At 45.4% G+C, this 19797-nt stretch carries 11 protein-coding genes; 10 read left to right on the plus strand and 1 reads right to left on the minus strand.

Annotation, left to right across the window (positions count from 1 at the left end; all coding sequences use genetic code 11):
• Positions 1–11: 11 nt before the first annotated feature.
• The 10 genes from H6629_09615 to H6629_09660 all read left to right on the plus strand — a co-directional run bounded on the left by H6629_09615 (position 12) and on the right by H6629_09660 (position 19433).
• Entirely contained in the window at positions 12–6347 is a 6336-nt protein-coding gene (locus H6629_09615; protein ID MCB9068050.1) for a choice-of-anchor J domain-containing protein, read from the plus strand.
• A gap of 436 nt (positions 6348–6783) precedes the next feature.
• Positions 6784–11022 (plus strand): response regulator, encoded by a 4239-nt coding sequence (locus H6629_09620; GenBank protein ID MCB9068051.1) that lies wholly within the window; start codon positions 6784–6786, stop codon positions 11020–11022.
• A 376-nt stretch (positions 11023–11398) separates the two neighbouring features.
• A complete protein-coding gene (locus H6629_09625) occupies positions 11399–11629 on the plus strand; it encodes a hypothetical protein (protein ID MCB9068052.1) in 231 nt (76 codons plus the stop codon).
• The gene (locus H6629_09630; protein MCB9068053.1) at positions 11590–11955 is read left to right on the plus strand and encodes a hypothetical protein; all 366 of its coding nucleotides are present in this window, start codon (positions 11590–11592) and stop codon (positions 11953–11955) included. Before H6629_09625 ends, H6629_09630 begins: the two co-directional genes overlap by 40 nt.
• Positions 11925–12668, plus strand: a complete 744-nt coding sequence (locus tag H6629_09635; protein ID MCB9068054.1) for a T9SS type A sorting domain-containing protein — start codon at positions 11925–11927, stop codon at positions 12666–12668. Before H6629_09630 ends, H6629_09635 begins: the two co-directional genes overlap by 31 nt.
• A 91-nt stretch (positions 12669–12759) precedes the next feature.
• On the plus strand, positions 12760–14781 hold the full coding sequence (locus H6629_09640) for a T9SS type A sorting domain-containing protein (GenBank protein MCB9068055.1): 2022 nt from the start codon (positions 12760–12762) through the stop codon (positions 14779–14781).
• A 315-nt stretch (positions 14782–15096) separates the two neighbouring features.
• Positions 15097–15552, plus strand: coding sequence for a (2Fe-2S)-binding protein (locus tag H6629_09645; protein MCB9068056.1), 456 nt, complete (start codon positions 15097–15099; stop codon positions 15550–15552).
• A gap of 54 nt (positions 15553–15606) precedes the next feature.
• The gene (locus H6629_09650; GenBank protein ID MCB9068057.1) at positions 15607–17793 is read left to right on the plus strand and encodes a xanthine dehydrogenase family protein molybdopterin-binding subunit; all 2187 of its coding nucleotides are present in this window, start codon (positions 15607–15609) and stop codon (positions 17791–17793) included.
• A gap of 43 nt (positions 17794–17836) precedes the next feature.
• The gene (locus tag H6629_09655) at positions 17837–18853 is read left to right on the plus strand and encodes an XdhC family protein (GenBank protein ID MCB9068058.1); all 1017 of its coding nucleotides are present in this window, start codon (positions 17837–17839) and stop codon (positions 18851–18853) included.
• Positions 18846–19433, plus strand: a complete 588-nt coding sequence (locus H6629_09660) for a nucleotidyltransferase family protein (protein MCB9068059.1) — start codon at positions 18846–18848, stop codon at positions 19431–19433. Before H6629_09655 ends, H6629_09660 begins: the two co-directional genes overlap by 8 nt.
• Before the next feature lie 50 nt (positions 19434–19483).
• Here H6629_09660 and H6629_09665 read toward each other — a convergent pair whose 3' ends face one another.
• A complete protein-coding gene (locus H6629_09665) occupies positions 19484–19621 on the minus strand; it encodes a hypothetical protein (GenBank protein MCB9068060.1) in 138 nt (45 codons plus the stop codon).
• Positions 19622–19797: the final 176 nt, after the last annotated feature.

Here is a 19797-nt window from a genome sequence, read left to right on the forward strand (position 1 = left end):
AGGGCAACAATATGAAAATTTGTAAAACATTTATCCTTATTCTGCTGCTGATTGCTGCCAACAGCCTGCACGCCGGCGATGAAGAAACAAATAAAAACAGCAAAAAAGAAATATTAAAATTGCTGGAGACTTATCGCTCAGGAGAAGCGCTCAGTAAAGAAGCGTATCAGAAAATTTACCCATACCTTCAGCAGGAAAAGACACCGTCGCCGTTGTACCGCCTGTCACCACAGCAGTCAACGGTCTATTTTTCGGAAGATTTTTCTGATGGCGTTCTGCCAGCGGGATGGAGCAACGTGGATAATGTCGGCAACGGCGAAATCTGGGAATTTGACGATCCTGGCGGACGGGGGGAGATACAAACGACCACCGGCTACAATGGCTTCGCTATTTTTGATAGCGACAATTACGGCAATAACGGCAACCCGGAAGATGCCGACCTGATCACACCACCGCTCGATTTTTCGGATGCCGTGGCAGTAAAACTTTCTTTCGAACATTTTTTCGAGAGCAGCTTTGGTGGTGTCGCCGAGGTGAGCGTCAGCAACGACAACGGCGCAACATGGTTCACCATTGCCCACTGGGAAAATGTCAATACCGAAGATGGCCAAAAAGAGACGTTTGATATCACTGCTCAGGCGGCCGGTCATTCCCAGGTGCTTGTCCGCTGGAAATGGACCGGCAACTGGGGCTATTTCTGGGCTGTTGACGATGTGCTCATCAGCAGCGCAATATTCGATGAAATGTTTTCTGGTGGCAGCCTGCCTGCCGGATGGTCGATTGTTGACCATGCCGGGATCGGCGAGGTCTGGCAGTTTAATAACCCCGGCGAGCGGGAAATCTTAACCGGCAGCGCTGCAAATGGGTTTGCCATTTTTGATAGTGATTTTTACAATTTTGATACACCCCCGGAAGACTGTGACCTGATCAGCCCGGCAATTGACTGTTCCGGCGCCGCCAATGTTATCCTCTCATTCGAGCATCTTTTTCAGTCCGGTTTTGGGGGTAAGGGCGAACTTAGCGTTAGCAGCGATGACGGAGCAACCTGGAGTTCTCTGGCTGTCTGGCAAGATGAAACAACCGCCAATCCCCAACTGGAATTTTTTGACCTCACAGCCATTGCCGCAGGCAAGTCACAGGTTCGCCTGAAGTGGAACTGGACGGGAAACTGGAGCCGGTGGTGGGCGATTGACGACATCACACTGAGCGATCCGGCGGGCGGACTGCTGTTCAGCACCGCAGTGAATGTTGATTTTGGCTACATTCAACCGGGTGAAAGCGCCACGGAAACGGTTTATCTCACCAACGGCGGTTTGGCACTGAACATCCTGTCTGTTTTGTCAAATATGCCGGCATTTACTGTCAGCAATGTTCCGGGTCAAATACCTCCCGCCGGAACGGCATCATTCGACATCACCTTTACCCCGCCGGCCATTGGACCGTCATCCGGTGAAATTACCATTACCCATGACGGGCTTACCGGCAGTGAACCTTTGGTTATCACCGTTGAAGGCACAGGATTTTCCGTTCCACAAATAGATATCCCCTGGAATGAAAATTTTATGGTAAACAGTTTTAGTTTTAACAATTGGGATATTTCCAAATTCCGTGGTTCGCCGAGAGTCATCGACCGAAACGGTGTGCTTGTGCCACCTTATCCTTACAGTTTGCCCTCTGAACCGTATATGATGGATATATCAGGAAAATTGTTTCAGAACCAGGACGTTGATGTGGCGACGACCGGTTTGTTCGATTTGTCAGATAAAACCACCGTTCTGCTTTCTTTTTGGAAATCCGAACAGAACATGTGGCTTGGGCAATATGTTTTGGTTAGTTACCTTGCCGATGACGGCAGTTGGAGAACACTGGATTCCCTTCCCGGCAACAACTATGGTGCAGGAAATTACCGGCAATTTGATAGAAAAGAATACCTTTTGCCCGCAGATGCGTATCACCAGGCGTTTCAGCTGCGTTTCAGCGCCTCGGACGACATGACGATTGGCAATACCTATTTATTTGATAATATTCAACTTGCGGAAGGTTTTCCACCGCCGGCCAATTTGGTTGGCAACCCTCGCAATCAAGCGGTGGATTTATCATGGGAGCCGCCCCCATCTCTGCTGAGCATGATTCAAAAGAAGCTCGGTTTGCCTGGATCAGCCACCCGCGAGGAAGGCAAAACCGGCAAATTAACCATCGATAAAAGCATGCTGAATCTGGAATTGCAGACGATGGGTTTAATCGGTTATCCGGTTTATCGCTCAACAGATGGGTTTAACTTCACTGCTATTGATACTGTGGATGCTACGGAAACAACCTTTAGCGACTCAAATCTGGTCAACGAAACAACCTATTACTACTACGTGACCGCGTTGGTTGACGATGAAGAGAGCAATCCTTCCAATATTGTTGAATTGAAGCCGTTTAAGATTCCTTTCAATACCATTCTATTTGAATCTTTTGAGGACGTAAACTTTCCACCGGCGAATTGGCAAAAGTACAATCAGGACGGCGGAACGGTGGGCTGGAGCAGCCAGACAATTGGTACCACACCTATTCCCGGATGGGGTGGCGGTATTGTGAGCGGGCCACCGAATGGCGGGGCAAGAGTCGCATTTAACTCCTGGAATACCGGTGGAAGCAATTTTAATGATCAGTGGCTTATCACTCCTCAAATTACCGGCGTTGAATATGGCGATTCCCTGCATTTCTGGATTCGCAACTGGCCCTTTAATTATATCGATTCGGTGGATGTGCGTATATCAACCACCGGTATCACCCCCTCAGATTTTAACACGATTGTTGCGGAGTTGGCATTCGGTCAGATCGTTGACACAATAACGACCTGGCGTAAATATTCTTTCAGCATCGGTGATAAAGTGCCGGAAGGATCAGATATCTATATCGCTTTTAGGGAACATGTGGTGGATAATATTTACTACGGTTCTTCAATCTCACTCGATTTAGTGAGTTATACCCGGTTAATGTCGCCGGTTAGCCGAATGTTTGCAAGCTATTTGAACGGCAACAAAACTGCGCCCACTCCGGTTGCAACCGTTGGCAGCGGCACCGGAAAATTTGTATTGAATGGCGATCAAACCGTGCTGAGTTACGAAATTGCAGTAAGGCATCTCTCCGGGGAAATAACAGCTGCTCACTTTCACAATGCACCGGCCGGGCAAAACGGCGGAGTTGTCAAGACTATTTATTCCGGAACACCCATCAGCGGCGGTAGCACTTTCAGTGGCGAGTGGACCAGCAGCGACGGTGAAGCGCTAACGCCTGAACTTGTTTCAGAGCTGCTTAACGGAAATATATATGTGAACATTCACTCAACCCTCCATGGCTCTGGCGAAATTCGGGGTCAACTCGGTTTGCCGGAAAAACCCTTGAAGCTACTCATAACCGAATTTACGGTTTCACCAACAGAAAACGAGTTCATTGAAATTTATAATCCCAATGATACGCCGGTGCGTCTGGAAAACTACTATCTCACCGATGCGACCTTACAAAACGGCAACACCTACTATTACCAAATCGTTGAAGGTGGTGGTGGCGGTGGCGGTTTTGATGATTTTCATGCCCGCTTTCCGTCGGAGGCGGTGATCAATCCGGGTGAATACCAGACCATCGCGCTGGCCGGCGATCAGAATTTTGAAAACGCATTTGGCATCACACCGACATATGAGCTGTTTGAGGACAGCAGCACAGTGACAACCGATGCGGCTGACATGCGGGAAGCATTTCCCGGATCGGTCAATCAGCAGGGTGGGCTCACCAATAGCGACGAAGTGATCGTTCTATATTATTGGGATGGCCTCAGCGATCTGGTGCAGGATGTAGATTACATCATCTACGAGGGTTCCGGCGGAAGCATCAATGAACAGGTTGACAAATCTGGCGTGAGCATCGACGGACCGGATGCCGATAACTCGCCAACGGCTTATCTGGACGACACGCCCATTGCTGTGCAAGTTAGCGCACCGGGACCAGAAACTGGTTTTGCAGCACACCGCATTGATTTTACAGAAGGTACCCAAAACTCAGGTAATGGCAATGGCATTAGTGGGGCGGATGAAACCAGTGAAGATTTGAATAACACATTTATCGCCGACCGGGCGCCAACACCCAATGCTCCCCCTCCGGCGACGCTTTCGCTGAATGCCCCGTTACACATTCGCTCTGTAGCGCAAAACAGTAAGGTCAAGCTTGATTGGCAACGCCCCTTTCCGCCGGGAGAACTGGCATACGATGACAATACTGTTGAGTTGGACCTTGGATTTGATGGCGTAACAGGGCAAATGGCAGTTCGTTTTAAACCGAATATTTATCCGGCGACACTGGTTGGTATTAAAACATACTGGGTATCCTCCGGTGCAGCGCCCCGTGATGTACAATATTCCGTTTGGAAAAATGTGGCTTCAGGTCAATTTCCACCGCATACGCGGATATTGGATTACACCAATTATGCCATCAACGAACGGGGTAATTTTACAACGATTGATCTACCTACCGCAGTAACCATCACAGAAGGGGATTTCTTCATTTCCTGGTCCCAAATTGATACCCTTAATTATAAATTGGGTGCAGACGAAAACGGCAGCAATTTATTCCGTGCGTGGTGGAGTAATGATGGCGTGAACTGGTTTAATTTAAATGATTTTTACACCGCAAACCTGATGATCCGGGCGTTGGTTGTTGAAGGCGCGGGCAAAAATTCCAGAGTTATGGAATTGAAACCGACAGATATATCCGCTACCGATGTGACACAAAAAGTCAAGCGGCCATTACCTCAAATTTTAGATCGTCGATTGATTCCGACAGCAGCTACGACAACCCAAAATCTGGGAAATCTACAGACAGGTAGCAGTCAACAGCAAAAATTGAATAGCAATCCTTCAGGACTCACAGGATACAAAATTTGGCGGTCAGAAGATGGTTTTAATTTCAACGACATTGCTGTTTTGGATACATCTTCCCAAACCTATTTTGATTCCGATGTTACATTGGGGACTACCTACTGGTACACCATTAATGCTATATATGGTGACAATCAAAGCAGTTGGGGAAATCTGACCAAAATTACAGCTGCCGTTGCATCTGAAGCAACGTTCGATCACCTGACATCTCGCTACATGTCTTCCGTTACGAACGAAGGGAGCATCGGTTTTTTGAATGATAATCCGGAGTGGGGCGGCACCGGCAGCGGTTTCCGGTTCAATCCAAGTACTGCATCCGGACAGCGGCTTTATTATGGCGGTATTGCAGTAGCTACAGACGCAGATCATGTATCAGATGCTGCCTGGGATGATGATTTATACTCTGATGCAGATTTTCAGATCATGTCCCACATCGAAGAAATTGTTGTTCCTGGCGTTCGCGCAGAGGCAATCACCAGCTACAGCGATGCGCTTGCAGAAAATCCCATCGGGGTAACCATTACCCAGCGAACAATCAGTAACAACGCAGGTCTCTCGCAGTTCAGTGAAACCTTTGAACTTACGGTAACGAATACCAGCGGAATAAATTTAACTGACGTTTATGTCGGAGCATTTGTGGACTGGGATGCCTCGCTGGATTTTGCTGACCGTGGTCAGGTGATCATCGATTCGCTTAACTTCATTCCCACGGTTAACGGAGACGCACCGTTTCCGTTCGAGGTTATGGAGCAGCACAATAACCTCAATCCCGATGCCTGGTTGGGTATTGTCCCACTCTCCAGCAATGTTTTCGCGGGACGCCGAATTCTGAACTATGATGCCGAGATCAACAATGGTCTGATGACCAACGCCAGCAAATGGGCATACATGACTACCTACCGGGATGGCAATCCCAACGGTGATATCGGTTTCGGCGACGATCATGCCCAGATGTTTGGTCTGCCGCCGGTGAGCATTCCTCCAGACAGTAGTGTAACCCTCGGATTTGCACTGGTTGCCGGACGTTCAGAAACCGATCTACTCAATGTTGCCCGCAGGGCTCAGTTTGATTGGGTGCTGGAGCTTGGCAATAAATTGCAGATAGACTCGCCATTGGGCATTAATAACGATCCGGAAACCGATATACCAGCCACATACTCTCTGGAGCAAAACTATCCCAATCCCTTTAACCCCAGCACCCGGCTGAAATACAGTTTGAAAGAAAGCGGTAGAGTGCGCTTGCAGGTGTTCAATGTGCTGGGACAACTGGTGCGAATACTGGTGGATAGTGATCAGACTGCCGGCTATAAAGAGGTTATGTGGGATGGCAAAAATCATCTGGGAGAGAAAGTTTCCAGCGGGATTTATATTTACCGGATAGAGGTCAACGAGTTTGTCAATACCCGTAAAATGATTTTGCTGAAATAACGTTCTGTAAAACTGCTATTTCTTTGGGAATTATAAGGACAATATGGTTCTATTTGTCCGAAAAATGGGCGTAGAGACTCCGTCGTTGCCGACGGGGTCTGCGCCTGACAGCAGTTTGCGCCAGTTAAAATAATGCTGGAAATACTGCCAGTCGCTCTGTGCTTAGCGGTTCTGGCGCTCAATAAAATTTTCTACCAAATTCAGTCCTGTATATTAAAATCTTCGCAAATAATTGAAAGATCAAGCACTATTTAATTGGATATGTCACAAAATATTGTATCTTTTTATTCAATTCAAAATAGTGATCTGCAAATGTCGGCATGATAAAAAAAATCTTATCAGAGATTTGAAATCTGTCATGTAACGGAGAAAATCCATGTACTACCAGATTAGATACATTGTATTCTTTTGTATCGTTTGTGTGCAGGCTGGTATAATGGCTCAAACCGGGTTGTTTGATATCCGGGATTCTGATGACCTGGTATTTTCCAATATTGGTGTTGAACAAGGATTATCGCATTCCGACGTTTACTGTATTACCCAGGATTCCAAAGGATTTATGTGGTTCGGCACCGGTGACGGCCTCAATCGTTATGATGGATATTCATTTACAATATTTAAACACGATCCGCAGGATTCTTTGAGTTTGAGCCAGAATTTTGTTTTGGAATTGCTCGAAGATAAAACGGGCGCACTTTGGGTCGGTACGCGTGGCGGTGGGTTAAACCGTTTTAATCATAAAACGCAACAGTTTACCCGGTTTATGGCCGACTCAAGTCGGGCAGACGCCATCGGTGATAACGAAATATGGACTATTTTTATTGACAGCCAACAACAGCTATGGATCGGAACTGCGCATGGTGGGCTTAACCGGTTTAATGCTGCGACAGAATCGTTTGAGGTGTTCCGGCATGACCCGAATAACCCAAATAGTGTTAGCGATAAGGGTGTTGGTGCAATTTACGAAGATCGCAACGGCATCCTCTGGATTGGTACCCAACACGGCGGCTTAAATCGTTTCGATCGGGAGAAAAAAACATTCAAATGGTATCGCCACGATCCGGCAAACCCCAATAGCTTGGGTGGTGACAATATTATGACAATCGCCGAAGACGACAGCCGCATGCTTTGGATTGGAGTACACAAAGGGGGCTTAAACCGCTTTGATCGAGAAACAGAAACATTTACTCGTTTCACGCATCAGGAAAATGACCCAAACAGTCTCGGTGGGCATTCCGTTAGAGCAATATTGAAAGATGATTCAGGTAAATTGCTATTGGGACATCATGGAGAAGGTGTTAGTTTGATGAATCCCGATAAAAAGACATTTAAGCGTCTGAAGTATGATCCTTTTGATGTACAGAGTTTCTCTGGCAAATTTGTGCTTTCTATTTTCAAGGATACAAAGGGGTGTTTGTGGTTTGGCACAGAACTCGGGGTTATCAAAACACAAACACTAAAAAGTTTCACGCATTATCAAAAGCGTGTATTAAATGGCGACTTCCAAAAAGGTGATAACTTCATTTGGGCGATATATGAAGATCCGACAGAAGCAGGGCGTAAATTGTGGATTAGCACCCGGGATAGCGGACTTTACCATCTGAATCGGACAAATGGAACAGTGGTTCGTTATCAGCAAAACCCCCAAATTGCGAGCAGTTTGAGCAGCAATCAAATCACGTTTATTACAAAGGATAAATCGGGCAACTTTTGGATCGGCACGAATAATGGATTAAATCGCTTTAACCCGGATAAAGGTATCTTCGAAAGATTCTCGACAGAAAGCCCGCCTCCGCACCAATTAAAAAACAACTACATATCGACGATTCTGGAAGACACGACCAGTGAGGGCAATGTGTTGTGGATCGGTACTCGAAGTGGCGGATTACATCAGTTAAATTTGGCAAACAACCATATTCGCCAGTTTCACTATCATCCCAATAGAATTAATACGAATGAGGACTATATTTTTCAATTAACCAAGGGTGATTTTAATGGCGAAAAAGTGATCTGGTTGGCCACCTACGGCGGCGGTTTGATCCGTTTTCACCCCAAATCGGCGTCTTTTTACGCATATCGCTTTGATGAAAAAAACGAGCAGTCGATTAGCAACAATTACCTTTATTCAATTTGTAAAGCCGGAAGTGGCGACTATTGGATTGGCACGGCATCCGGTTTAAACAAGTTCGATCCTGTTACCGGAGTTTTCGAACGGTTCCATTTGAAAGATGGATTAACCAACGAAACCATTTACGGCATCCTCGAAGACGACGAAGGTTTTTTGTGGCTGGCGACAAACGCCGGAATTGAGAAGTTTGATCCGCAAAACCGGGTTTTCAGAAATTATAATGTGCAGGATGGTTTGCAGGGCAATCTGTTTGCGGACAATACCGGTGCGTATTTTAAAAGCAGCAGCGGCGAACTGTTTTTTGGCGGTAATAATGGTTTGAGTTCTTTTTTCCCCGATCAAATAACAGACAATCAGAATATCCCGCCAATTGTGTTTACAGATTTCAAGATTTTTAACAAATCCGTTCCCATCCGAAATGCCATAAAAAGCGCGGCATCTAACCAGTCATACTTCCTCGAAAGCGATATTTCTGAATGCGATGAAATAACCCTTTCCTACCGCGAAAGCGTATTTACGTTTGAATTTGCGGCGCTGGATTATACCGTTCCCGAAAAAAATCAATATGCCTATATGCTGGAGGGATTTGACGAAAACTGGACATATGTCGGTAATCAAAATACCGCAACGTATACCAATATCGATCCGGGAGAATACGTTTTTCGCGTAAAAGGAAGCAACAACGATAACGTTTGGAATGAAAACGGCGCAGCCATTCGCCTGATTATTACGCCGCCGTGGTGGCGATCAACCTGGGCATATGTGATGTATGTTGTAACCGGAATTTTGTTGCTGATTATCGCCCGCCGCTTTGAAATCAACCGCCAGCAACTCAAACACAAACTTGAAATTGAACATCTGCAGGCTGAAAAACTGGTAGAAATTGATCGAATGAAATCGCGTTTCTTTGCCAATATTTCCCATGAATTCCGCACGCCGCTGACCCTCATTAAAGGACCGGTTGAAAAATTATGGGAAAAGGTCACCGATGATGAGGGGCGCCATAACCTGAACCTGATTAGAAACAACTGTCAGCGCTTGATGGAACTCATCAACCAATTATTGGATCTTTCTAAGCTGGAATCCCGCAGGATGCGCCTTAAGGTTCGCAAAGAAGAACTGGTGAGCATGGTTCGTGGAATGACAATGGCATTCGAATCACTGGCGGAATTACACAATATCGAATTGATTGTAAATGCACCCAATGAAAAAGTTTATGTATATGTCGAACGTCGTAAATTTGAAATGATCATTTCAAATTTGCTGTCTAATGCCTTCAAATTTACACCGGAAGGTGGTAAAATTGCGGTTGAGTTAAAGCAAGATACAATCAATGATGAAGGCAAGGCAATCGGTCACCGGCAACTTCCGACCGGAAACAATGATTTTATCGAAATTGCCATAACGGACACGGGTATCGGTATTCAGCCAGAACACCAGGCGTATATTTTTGAACGCTTTTATCAGGTAGATGACTCAACAACCCGCCGTTATAGCGGCACCGGCATCGGGTTGGCTTTGGTGAACGAACTCGTTGAATTGCACGGCGGTAAAATTATCGTATCCAGCGATGTAAATAAAGGCAGCCAATTTGTGATTTTTTTGCCAACGGGAAAAGAGCATTTGAATCCGGAGGACATTATAAGTGATGAAGAAATCAGCACTTCCGGAAATGAACAGACGGAAAATGAACCGGCAATTTTCACCGATGAATATAAAACAAAGGATCGATTTGACGATAACCGGCAACCAATTGTCATTGACGGGCGCAGTCCCAAAGAAAAAACAATATTGGTTATTGAAGACAACCCGGATGTACGGAAATACATTTGTGATACGCTGAAAGAAACGTATCATACGATTTCTGCAAAAAATGGAAAAATCGGTTTGGCAATAGCCGTAAAAGCATTTCCGGATTTAGTCGTTTGTGATGTGATGATGCCGGAGATGGATGGTTTTTCATTTTGCGAAAAGCTAAAAACGGATGAAAAAACCAGCCATATCCCGGTTATTTTACTGACAGCCAAAGCATCGGAAGAAAACAGGCTTGCCGGTTTGGAAATTGGTGCTGATGATTATTTGACCAAACCGTTTAGCGCTCCGGAATTGCTGGCGCGTATCAAAAACCTGATTGCACAACGCCGTCGATTGCAGGAATTGTTTCAATCGCAAATAATACTGGCGCCCGGCGACGTGACCGTAACCTCGATGGATCAACAATTTTTGCAAAAAGCCATCGATATTATTGAAGCGCATATTTCCGACACAGATTTTACTGCAGAAATATTCAGCTCTGAAATGAGCGTGAGTCGGGTGCATTTGAACCGCAAAATTAAAGTTATTACCGGCTTAACAACCACCCATTTTATTCGTTCGATACGGCTAAAACGCGCTGCACAGTTATTGCCCCAAAAAAGCGGTAACATTTCCGAAATTGCCTATAGTGTCGGGTTCAACAATCCATCGTTTTTTGCCACATGTTTTCGGGAGCAATTTGGTGTTTCGCCATCAGAATTTGTGCACCGTCAGACCGAAAAAAAAGCATAAACCTGCCTTAATACCCCCTTTTTGTTTCAAGATTTAAAGGTTTTGTTTTCTGAGTGGTAGACTCGGCGATAGTGTTTAAATAAATTTATCCCGAAGCTTACGGTGCCAAACGGAAATGAAATTCAGAAATCCATACCACAACTATCCTTTTGGGAAGTGGGTTGAATTTTTCGTTCGCCTCTTGTTAATGTTCGCCCTGTGACAAATAAAATCGCCTATAAAAACTCCATACATTCACGGATGAGTGCTGCCCAAAGGCAGGTTGCTTACAGTCTGCCTTTGGTTGTTTTGCTGGCTATGTCTATAATTTACAATTGTTTATGGTTTGGATATCTATAAACAACCGTTGATGTATGTTTACGAAAGGAAGGCAGTTGTGAAAGCGATATTAAACACATTCGTAATCCTCGCTTTACCATTTTCATTTTTGATTGGTCAAACATCAGGTTGGCATTCTCAGAATAGTGGAACCACCCGTGGATTGAATGGAATTTATTTTATAAATGATTCAACAGGGTGGGTTGTCGGGAACGCCGGAACAATTTTATATACTAGCAACCAGGAAACTTGTGGACTCATCAAAACGGGAATACAAGCAGAAATTTAAGTGGGATAGATTTTGTAACAGATTTAGTTGGATGGGCTGTTGGAGATAACGGAACAATAATAATGACTACAAATAAGGGAATAACATGGGAATCGCAAACACTTGGCTCATCTGCAAATCTGAATGCTGTGGATTTTCAAAATGACAGTATTGGTTGGGTCTGCGGAGATAATGGTGCTGTTTTTTCTACTGTTGATGGTGGTAATAGTTGGATGTCTGTCGGATTCGGCACATCTTATGAGATGGAGGATTTGCATTTTTTGATGACCAAAATGGATTTGTTGTTGGTGGGAATATGTTTCTTAATACAACTGATGGCGGTATGACCTGGGATCACTTAGGTCCGATTGCGGAAGATACTTACCATTTGAGCATTCAATTTTTATCACCTTCATTTGGATGGGTCGTTGGTTCTTATGGAGATTTATTTTTAGGGTATACCGGGGTAATTGCGCAATGGCAGTCTCCCGGCGGTTACTTTGATTATGTAGGTGGCTCATCGTTTTCTTTAAATAGCGTTTGCTTTATCACTACTTTAAAAGGTTGGATAGTGGGTGATAATGGTAGCATTCTAAGCACTACTGATGGTGGTTCAAATTGGGAAACACAGGTTAGCGGTACCGAAAGAGATTTGCAAGATATTGTATTTATTAGTGATACAACTGGCTGGGCTATTGGCAACAATGGTACGATTCTTTCTACAAAAAGTGGTGGATTAGTGGCAATTGAAGACAAGCTGAGCTCAATTTCTATGCACCCGGAATCATTTGTTTTACACGGGAATTTCCCTAACCCGTTCAACCCGTCAACAACAATTCGTTATGAATTGTTCAAGCCCGCAAATGTGCTTTTAATAATTTTTGATTTACTCGGAAATGAAATTAAAACGCTGGTCCAGTCCCGCCAAAATGCCGGTGAATACAATTGGGTTTGGGATGGGACAAATGGTGAGAATATGCCCGTAAGTTCGGGTGTTTATATCTATCAACTTTCCGTTGATCAACACATCGAAAGCAAAAAAATGCTGCTGGTTCGGTAGCAATTTTTTACAGCCGTTTGGCCAAAAAACCACACACATTAATTGTTGGACAAATGTCCAGATGTCAATCATTTCACTCAGGAAGGTTATTATGAAATTAACGTTAATCGTTTCTCTGCTTTTATTGCCACTTGCATTCCTGATTGGTCAAACATCAGGTGATGCGGATATTTCTGAAAGGTTTTTTGTCAATTCAGCGATGCTGGGAAATATGCCCCACCAAAATCCCGGCAAATTCAACACGCTGAAACGTGTACCGCAGGATTATCCGACCATCCAATCCGCAATTGACGCTGCTGAAGACAGCGACACAGTTTTGGTTGACGCCGGCACATATTTTGAAAATATCAATTTCCTCGGTAAAAAAATTCATGTTGCCAGCCATTTTATTCTCGATAGCGATACCACGCACATCAGCAACACGGTTATAAATGGCAGCCAGCCGAGTAATCCGGACAGCGGTTCGGTGGTCTATTTTGTTACCGGAGAAGATACCAACTCTGTGCTATACGGATTTACAATTACAGGGGGAAGCGGCACAATCAATCAATTTGCACCAAATTTTGCACCAAAAGTCGGTGGCGGTATTTACTGCTTTGCCGGTGCCAAAATCCAGCACAATTTCATTACAAACAATTCAATTGTACATAGCGATAGCGCTTTTGGTTGCGGGATTTTTGGCGCAGCTTTTAATGATGAACATATTATCATTAGCAATAATGTCATTTCAGGCGGGTCTATGGAAGCCGATGGCGTTTGGGGTGGTGGTATTTATGTTGTTGCATCCGGACAGGCGCATGTGGTTATCGCCGATAATAATATTTCCAAAAATACAATAATTGCCGGAGTCGGCTCAACTGCCGGTGCGGGTATTGCCTGCGAGTCATCCCAGGCTACACAAATCATTTTCGATATTTACGGAAATACGATCGCAAACAACAAATCTGTTTCAATATCCGGTTTTAGTTACGGCGGCGGGGTTCATATGTTTGCGGCACCGTTCAGGATGAAAAATAACCGTATTGCTTACAACGTAATCGGTAATAATACAGCGTCTTATGGCTCCGGTATGCGATTCATACTGTGCAATAATTCGTTGTTGGACAATAATACTTTTCGCTCAAACCGGTATCTTGAGCGAAACACATTTTCTCTTGGCGGCGGAATATTGATGCAGAATAATAACAATGTCTTAATTCAAAATAATCTGATTATCGAAAATACATCCATCGAAGGCGGCGGTTTATTCATCCAGACACTTACGCTGGCGAAAGGGGCGAATGACGATTATAACAAAAACAATGTGGCTGCATTGGGCGGTAGCGCTTTTTCCACAGTAACAGGACTTCCAAATAATCACAACTTTAATGTATCAAATGTCGCTTCGCCATTAATGATCAATAATACCATTAGCAGAAATTATGCGACGAATAGTGGGGGCGCCATTTATAATCAAAATACTCAGTCAGTGGTGATCAACAGTATCCTATGGGGAAATTTCACTGTAAGGGGATCAGAAATAGATGTAATTAGCGGATCCGTTTCGGTTCGCCACAGCAATATTCAGGGTGGATGGACGGGCGATGGCAATATTGATGTCGATCCGTTTTTTGCAGACAGAGTGGATTTTCAACTGTCTGATTCCAGTCATTGTTTAGGTGCAGGCATTGATTCAATAGAAATTGGTGGGATTTGGTATGTTGCACCTGCGACAGATTATGGCGGTAATCTGCGCCCCAGCCCAACTGGATCAATGCCCGATATGGGTGCATGGGAATCGCCGTTTGATTCTACTCTCGTTGGGATTCCGCAACCGGGATTTGAGAATAATCCAAAAACATTTTCACTGGAACAAAATTACCCTAACCCGTTCAATCCTGCAACGCAAATTCGTTATGTTTTGCCTTATTTAAGCAACATAAAATTAACGGTTTACAATCTTTTGGGGCAAACGGTTGCAACGTTGGTAAATAGCAAGCAATCCGCAGGCAGATACACGATTTTATGGGATGGAAAAAACGATAGCGGTGTTCAGCAGCCCAGCGGTATTTATTTTTATCGACTAAAAACTGGCGGTTTTAGTGACACTAAAAAAATGATGCTTCTGCGATAGAATTTAATTATCAATTGCATTTTGCAAGGCAGCGGTCACCGGTTCGAGTCCGGTATTGCCCCCATCAATAAACCCCGTAAAATGGAAGTTTTGCGGGGTTTTGCTTGTTCGGCTGGGTTTGCGGTTTTGGGCTTCGGTGGCAAAATGCTTCAGGCGTTTGAGAAAGTGATTTTTCATATCTTTTTGAATTATGGATGCTTGCACAAGAATAATTTTGTTTGTATTCTGATTAAATTATTTTAAGCTTATGTAATCAGTTATTTCAATATTGTATAATACAGGACTTATTGTTTAACCACTATAACATTGATACTTATGGCAATTTTTAATCTTAATATCAACGGTAAAAAGCAGCAGGTGGATGTTGATCCATCTACGCCGATGCTTTGGGTGCTCCGGGATCACCTTCAGCTGGTTGGCACCAAATTTGGTTGCGGCATTGCCCAATGCGGCTCATGCACCATACTGATGGGCGACATTGCAATCCGCTCATGCCAACTACCCGTTTCCACTGTGGGAAGCCAGGCGATCACGACCATCGAAGGATTGTCGGAAAATGGCGATCACCCGCTTCAGGAAGCCTGGCTGGCTCACGATGTGCCCCAATGCGGGTATTGTCAGGCGGGGCAAATTATGAACGCAGCAGCGCTGTTAAAGGCGAATCCCGATCCGAGTGACGAAGAAATAGATGCCGCAATGAATGGCAATATCTGCCGTTGCGGCACGTATACCCGCATCAAAGCTGCCATTAAAACAGCGGCCAAATTGTAATTTGGCTGAATTATCGGGATCATCAGGAATTCATAAAACTTTAAAAGATCTGTTATGAATATTGCAAAAACGAAAATCGGTAGACGCGCTTTTATCAAAAGCACTGTTGTGGCCGGCGGCGGAATGATGCTCGGCTTCAGTTGGTTGGCGGCTTGCACCTCCAGCCCGAAAGAAGCGCTGAAGATGCCCAAAGAGTGGTTCGAGATCAACGGATATCTGAAAATCGGCGAAAATGGCGTTGTTACCATTGTGTCGCCAAATCCGGAGATCGGACAGAACGTGAAAACCGCCATGCCCATGATAGTGGCGGATGAACTGGATGTCGATTGGAAAATGGTCGTTGTTGAACAAGGTCCGCTGAACACTGCCATTTTCACCCGGCAATTGGCCGGCGGCAGCCAGGCCATTCGGCAAGGTTGGCAGGGGCTGCGCATGGCCGGTGCAACCGCACGCAAGATGTTGCGGCAAGCCGCAGCGCAAACCTGGCAGGTGCCTCTGGACGAAATCACTACTGATTCCGGTGTCGTTTTTCACAAAAAAAGCGGAAAGCAAGCCGGTTATGGCGAACTGGCTTCCGCAGCCGCGCAAATTCCGGTGCCGGAGGAAGTGGAATTAAAAGAAATCAAAGATTTCAAAATTATCGGAACATCGAAAAAGAATGTGGACGGGCTGAAAATCGTTACGGGTAAACCCCTGTTTGGGTTGGATTATCACAAACCGGGAATGCTCATCGCCATGATTGCCCATCCACCGGCATTTGGCCTGAAACTGAAATCCGTCAACGATGCAACGGCCAAAAGTATGCCCGGCATCAAAGATGTGTTCACCATCCAGACCTACAACAATGAGAATGAAAAGCAGTGGTCCGATGTCAGCGCTTTTAACGATCTGGTTGTGGTGGTCGGAAATTCAACCTGGGAAGTACTGAACGCCAAAAAAGCATTGAAACTTGAATGGGAACCGGTTGATGGTTCTGCACCCGAAACATCCGAGATGCACACCCAATTAATGAATGAAAGCGGCGCCAAGCCCGGACGTGTGCGGCGCAAAGACGGCAATCCCGAATCTGCGTTTAAAAACGCCGCCAAAGTCATCGAAGGCACATACACAGCACCGTTTCTGGCACATAACACAATGGAACCGATGAATTTTTTTGCCGATGTCACAGCGGAAAAAGCAGAACTGGTCGGTCCCACACAAACACCGGAATTCATGGAAAAATCGGTGTCTGCCCGGCTGGGGTTACCGCTGGAAAAAATCGATATCCAGATGACCCGAATGGGCGGTGGTTTCGGGCGGCGGTTGTATGGCCATTTTATGGTAGAAGCGGCGGTGATTTCGCAAAAAGTGAAGGCACCGGTCAAACTCATTTACACTCGGGAAGACGACATGACCTTTGGCATTTACCGCCCCGCATATCATGCCTATTTCCGTGCAGCGCTGGATGCCCAAAATAACCTCACTGCCTTTCATGTTCGCGCCGGCGGCATGCGCGACAGCTCGTTACGCGCCAACCGTTTCCCAGCCGGTTCGGTTGACAATTATCTGGCAGAAGACTGGACGATTGATTCCAATATCACCATCGGCGCATTCCGGGCACCGGGATCAAATTTTATGGCGGTGGCGGAGCAATCTTTTCTCGATGAAGTCGCAGAAGCTGCCGGAAAAGATCCCATCGCATTCCGGCTCGAATTGTTAAATCGCGCGAAACAAAATCCCGTTGGGGAAAATAACGATTACGATGCCGATCGCTACGCCGGCGTTCTGGAACTGGTTCGCGAAAAATCGGGTTGGGGAAAAGAAGCATCGAACCTGCACAGAGGCGTGGCAGCTTATTATTGCCATAATTCGTATGTGGCGAATGTGGTTGACATGGCGATCGAAAATGGAAAACCGGTTATTCATAACGTTTACAACGCAGTCGATTGCGGCATCGTCGTGAATCCCGACGCAGCCATAAATATGATCGAAGGCGGCGTTGTGGACGGCATCGGTCATGCAATGTATAGCGAACTCACCTTTAAAAATGGTGAGCCGCAACAGAAAAATTTTGACAATTATCGCCTGATCCGGCACAGCGAAGCGCCCAAATCCATTGAGGTTCATTTTGTTAAAAACGAAATCGACCCAACTGGACTTGGCGAACCGCCGTTTCCGCCGGTTATGGGCGCACTGGCAAATGCGTTGTATAAGGCAACCGGGCAGCGCCATTATCATCAACCGTTTATCAAAAATATTTAAACGATATTTTTGGGAATCATTTCGTTTTTATCAAATTTGACGTATGACGAATGAAATAAAGCAGCTTTTTGAAACCGCGAAAATTTGGCGTAAATCCGGAAAAAACAGTGTTTTGGTAACCGTTGTCGATCTGAAAGGCTCGTCCTATCGGCGACCCGGTGTGCGAATGTTAATCAGCGATACCGGCGAAACCTGTGGCGCCGTTAGCGGCGGCTGTGTCGAAAAAGAAATACAGCATCAGGCCCAAAGCGTTTTCAAATCCGGCAACGCCAAAATCATCACTTACGATGGACGTTTCCGGCTCGGCTGCGAAGGTATCCTGTTTATGTTGCTGGAGCCTTTTTTTATTTCTGATGCGATGCTGGAAAGCTTCCATTCCGTGCTAAACAACCGGCAATCCTTCAAAACTGAATCCTATTATTACCATGTGCCGGGAGAACATGCCGCCATCGGCTCCCAACTGATAGTGAACGGCAAAACATTTTCGTTCAATCCCGCTTTTCAATCGGATCAAACAACAGATCAACAAAAATTTTGCCAGACCTTTCCGCCTATTTTCCAGTTGCATATTTTTGGCGCAGAGCACGATGCTGTTCAACTGTGCAAAGCGGCGCATTTGTTGGGTTGGGAAATAACCATTGTGGCATCGCCGGATGAAGCCAAATCGATTGCGTATTTTCCCGGCGCTGACCGCTTTATTTCGCCCACTTTCGACCAATTGGATACTTCAGGATTCGATGCGCAAACCGCAATAATTTTAATGACACACAGTTTTAATAAGGATGTTCAATATCTGATAGCACTCCGGCATGTTAAGCCGGCATACTTTGGCTTGTTGGGTCCGAAAGACCGGCGCGAGCGCATTCTATCCAAATTTTTAGAATATTGCCCGGATGTATCGCTGGCATTTCTGGAACAGTTGCGCAGCCCGGCGGGACTGAATATCGGAGCGGAAAATGCGCCGGAAATCGCAGTGTCCATATTGGCGGAAATTTTAAGCGTCATCCGAAATCAACAGCCGATGGCGCTGAAAGATAAACCGGGCAGCATTCATGGCTAACGTTCCGCACCTGCTGTTAGCTGCCGGCGGTTCCCGCAGAATGGGGCAGCCCAAACAATTGTTGCGCTGGGGAAACCAGACGCTTATTGAACATCAAATTGATATCCGGTTGCAAACCGGTCAACCGGTTGCCATTGTTTTGGGTGCTTATTCGGATCTTATTTTACCCGTCATCGAACCATTGCCCGTTACCATTTTTATCAACAATGAATGGGTAAACGGCATGGGAAATTCCATCGCATTTGGGATAAACATGTGCCGCAACACGTTTCCGCTAATGGATGGCGTTCTCATTTCACTGATTGACCAACCGCTGGTTACTCGCTCGCATTTAGAAAATATGCTCGGTTCATTTCAACCCGGAGCCAAACAAATGATTGTTTCACAATCCGAATCCGGCTGGAAAGGGGTTCCGGCACTGTTCGACAGTTTTTATTTTGATGAACTGCAAAATCTGGATGGTGAAGATGGCGCCAGAAACATCATCCGAAGCCACCGCGAAAATGTGAAAAGCATCGAATGCGATGACCAACTTGAGGACATTGATACGCCCGAAGACTATCGGCAACTGCTTCGCTGAATTGCCATCCGTGCATTTTGAACCGCAACAATTTTCCCCCATATATCTATTCACAGCAATAAATCCGGTGCAGTTACCACGGCTGACGGCGTTTCGCCGGCGTAAAAAATCATCAAACCGGTATCGATTGAAAAAAATGAACGCGGGCAACGCAAATTCAGGAATATGAATACTGTTATTTTTATCATCGGGATTCTGTTGGTTGTCGCTGGCATTCTTACTGACTATGAGGTAGCAGGCGATTGGGATAACACACTTCTCAATTTGTTTTTCTTTCTCCAGTTTTTCCCGATGATGGTTTCTGAAATGTCAATATTCAAGTATTCCAAAAAGATGCGCCAAACCAATTCGGACACCATACATA

This window comes from Calditrichia bacterium (assembly GCA_020634975.1).
GTDB lineage: Bacteria > Calditrichota > Calditrichia > RBG-13-44-9 > J075 > JACKAQ01.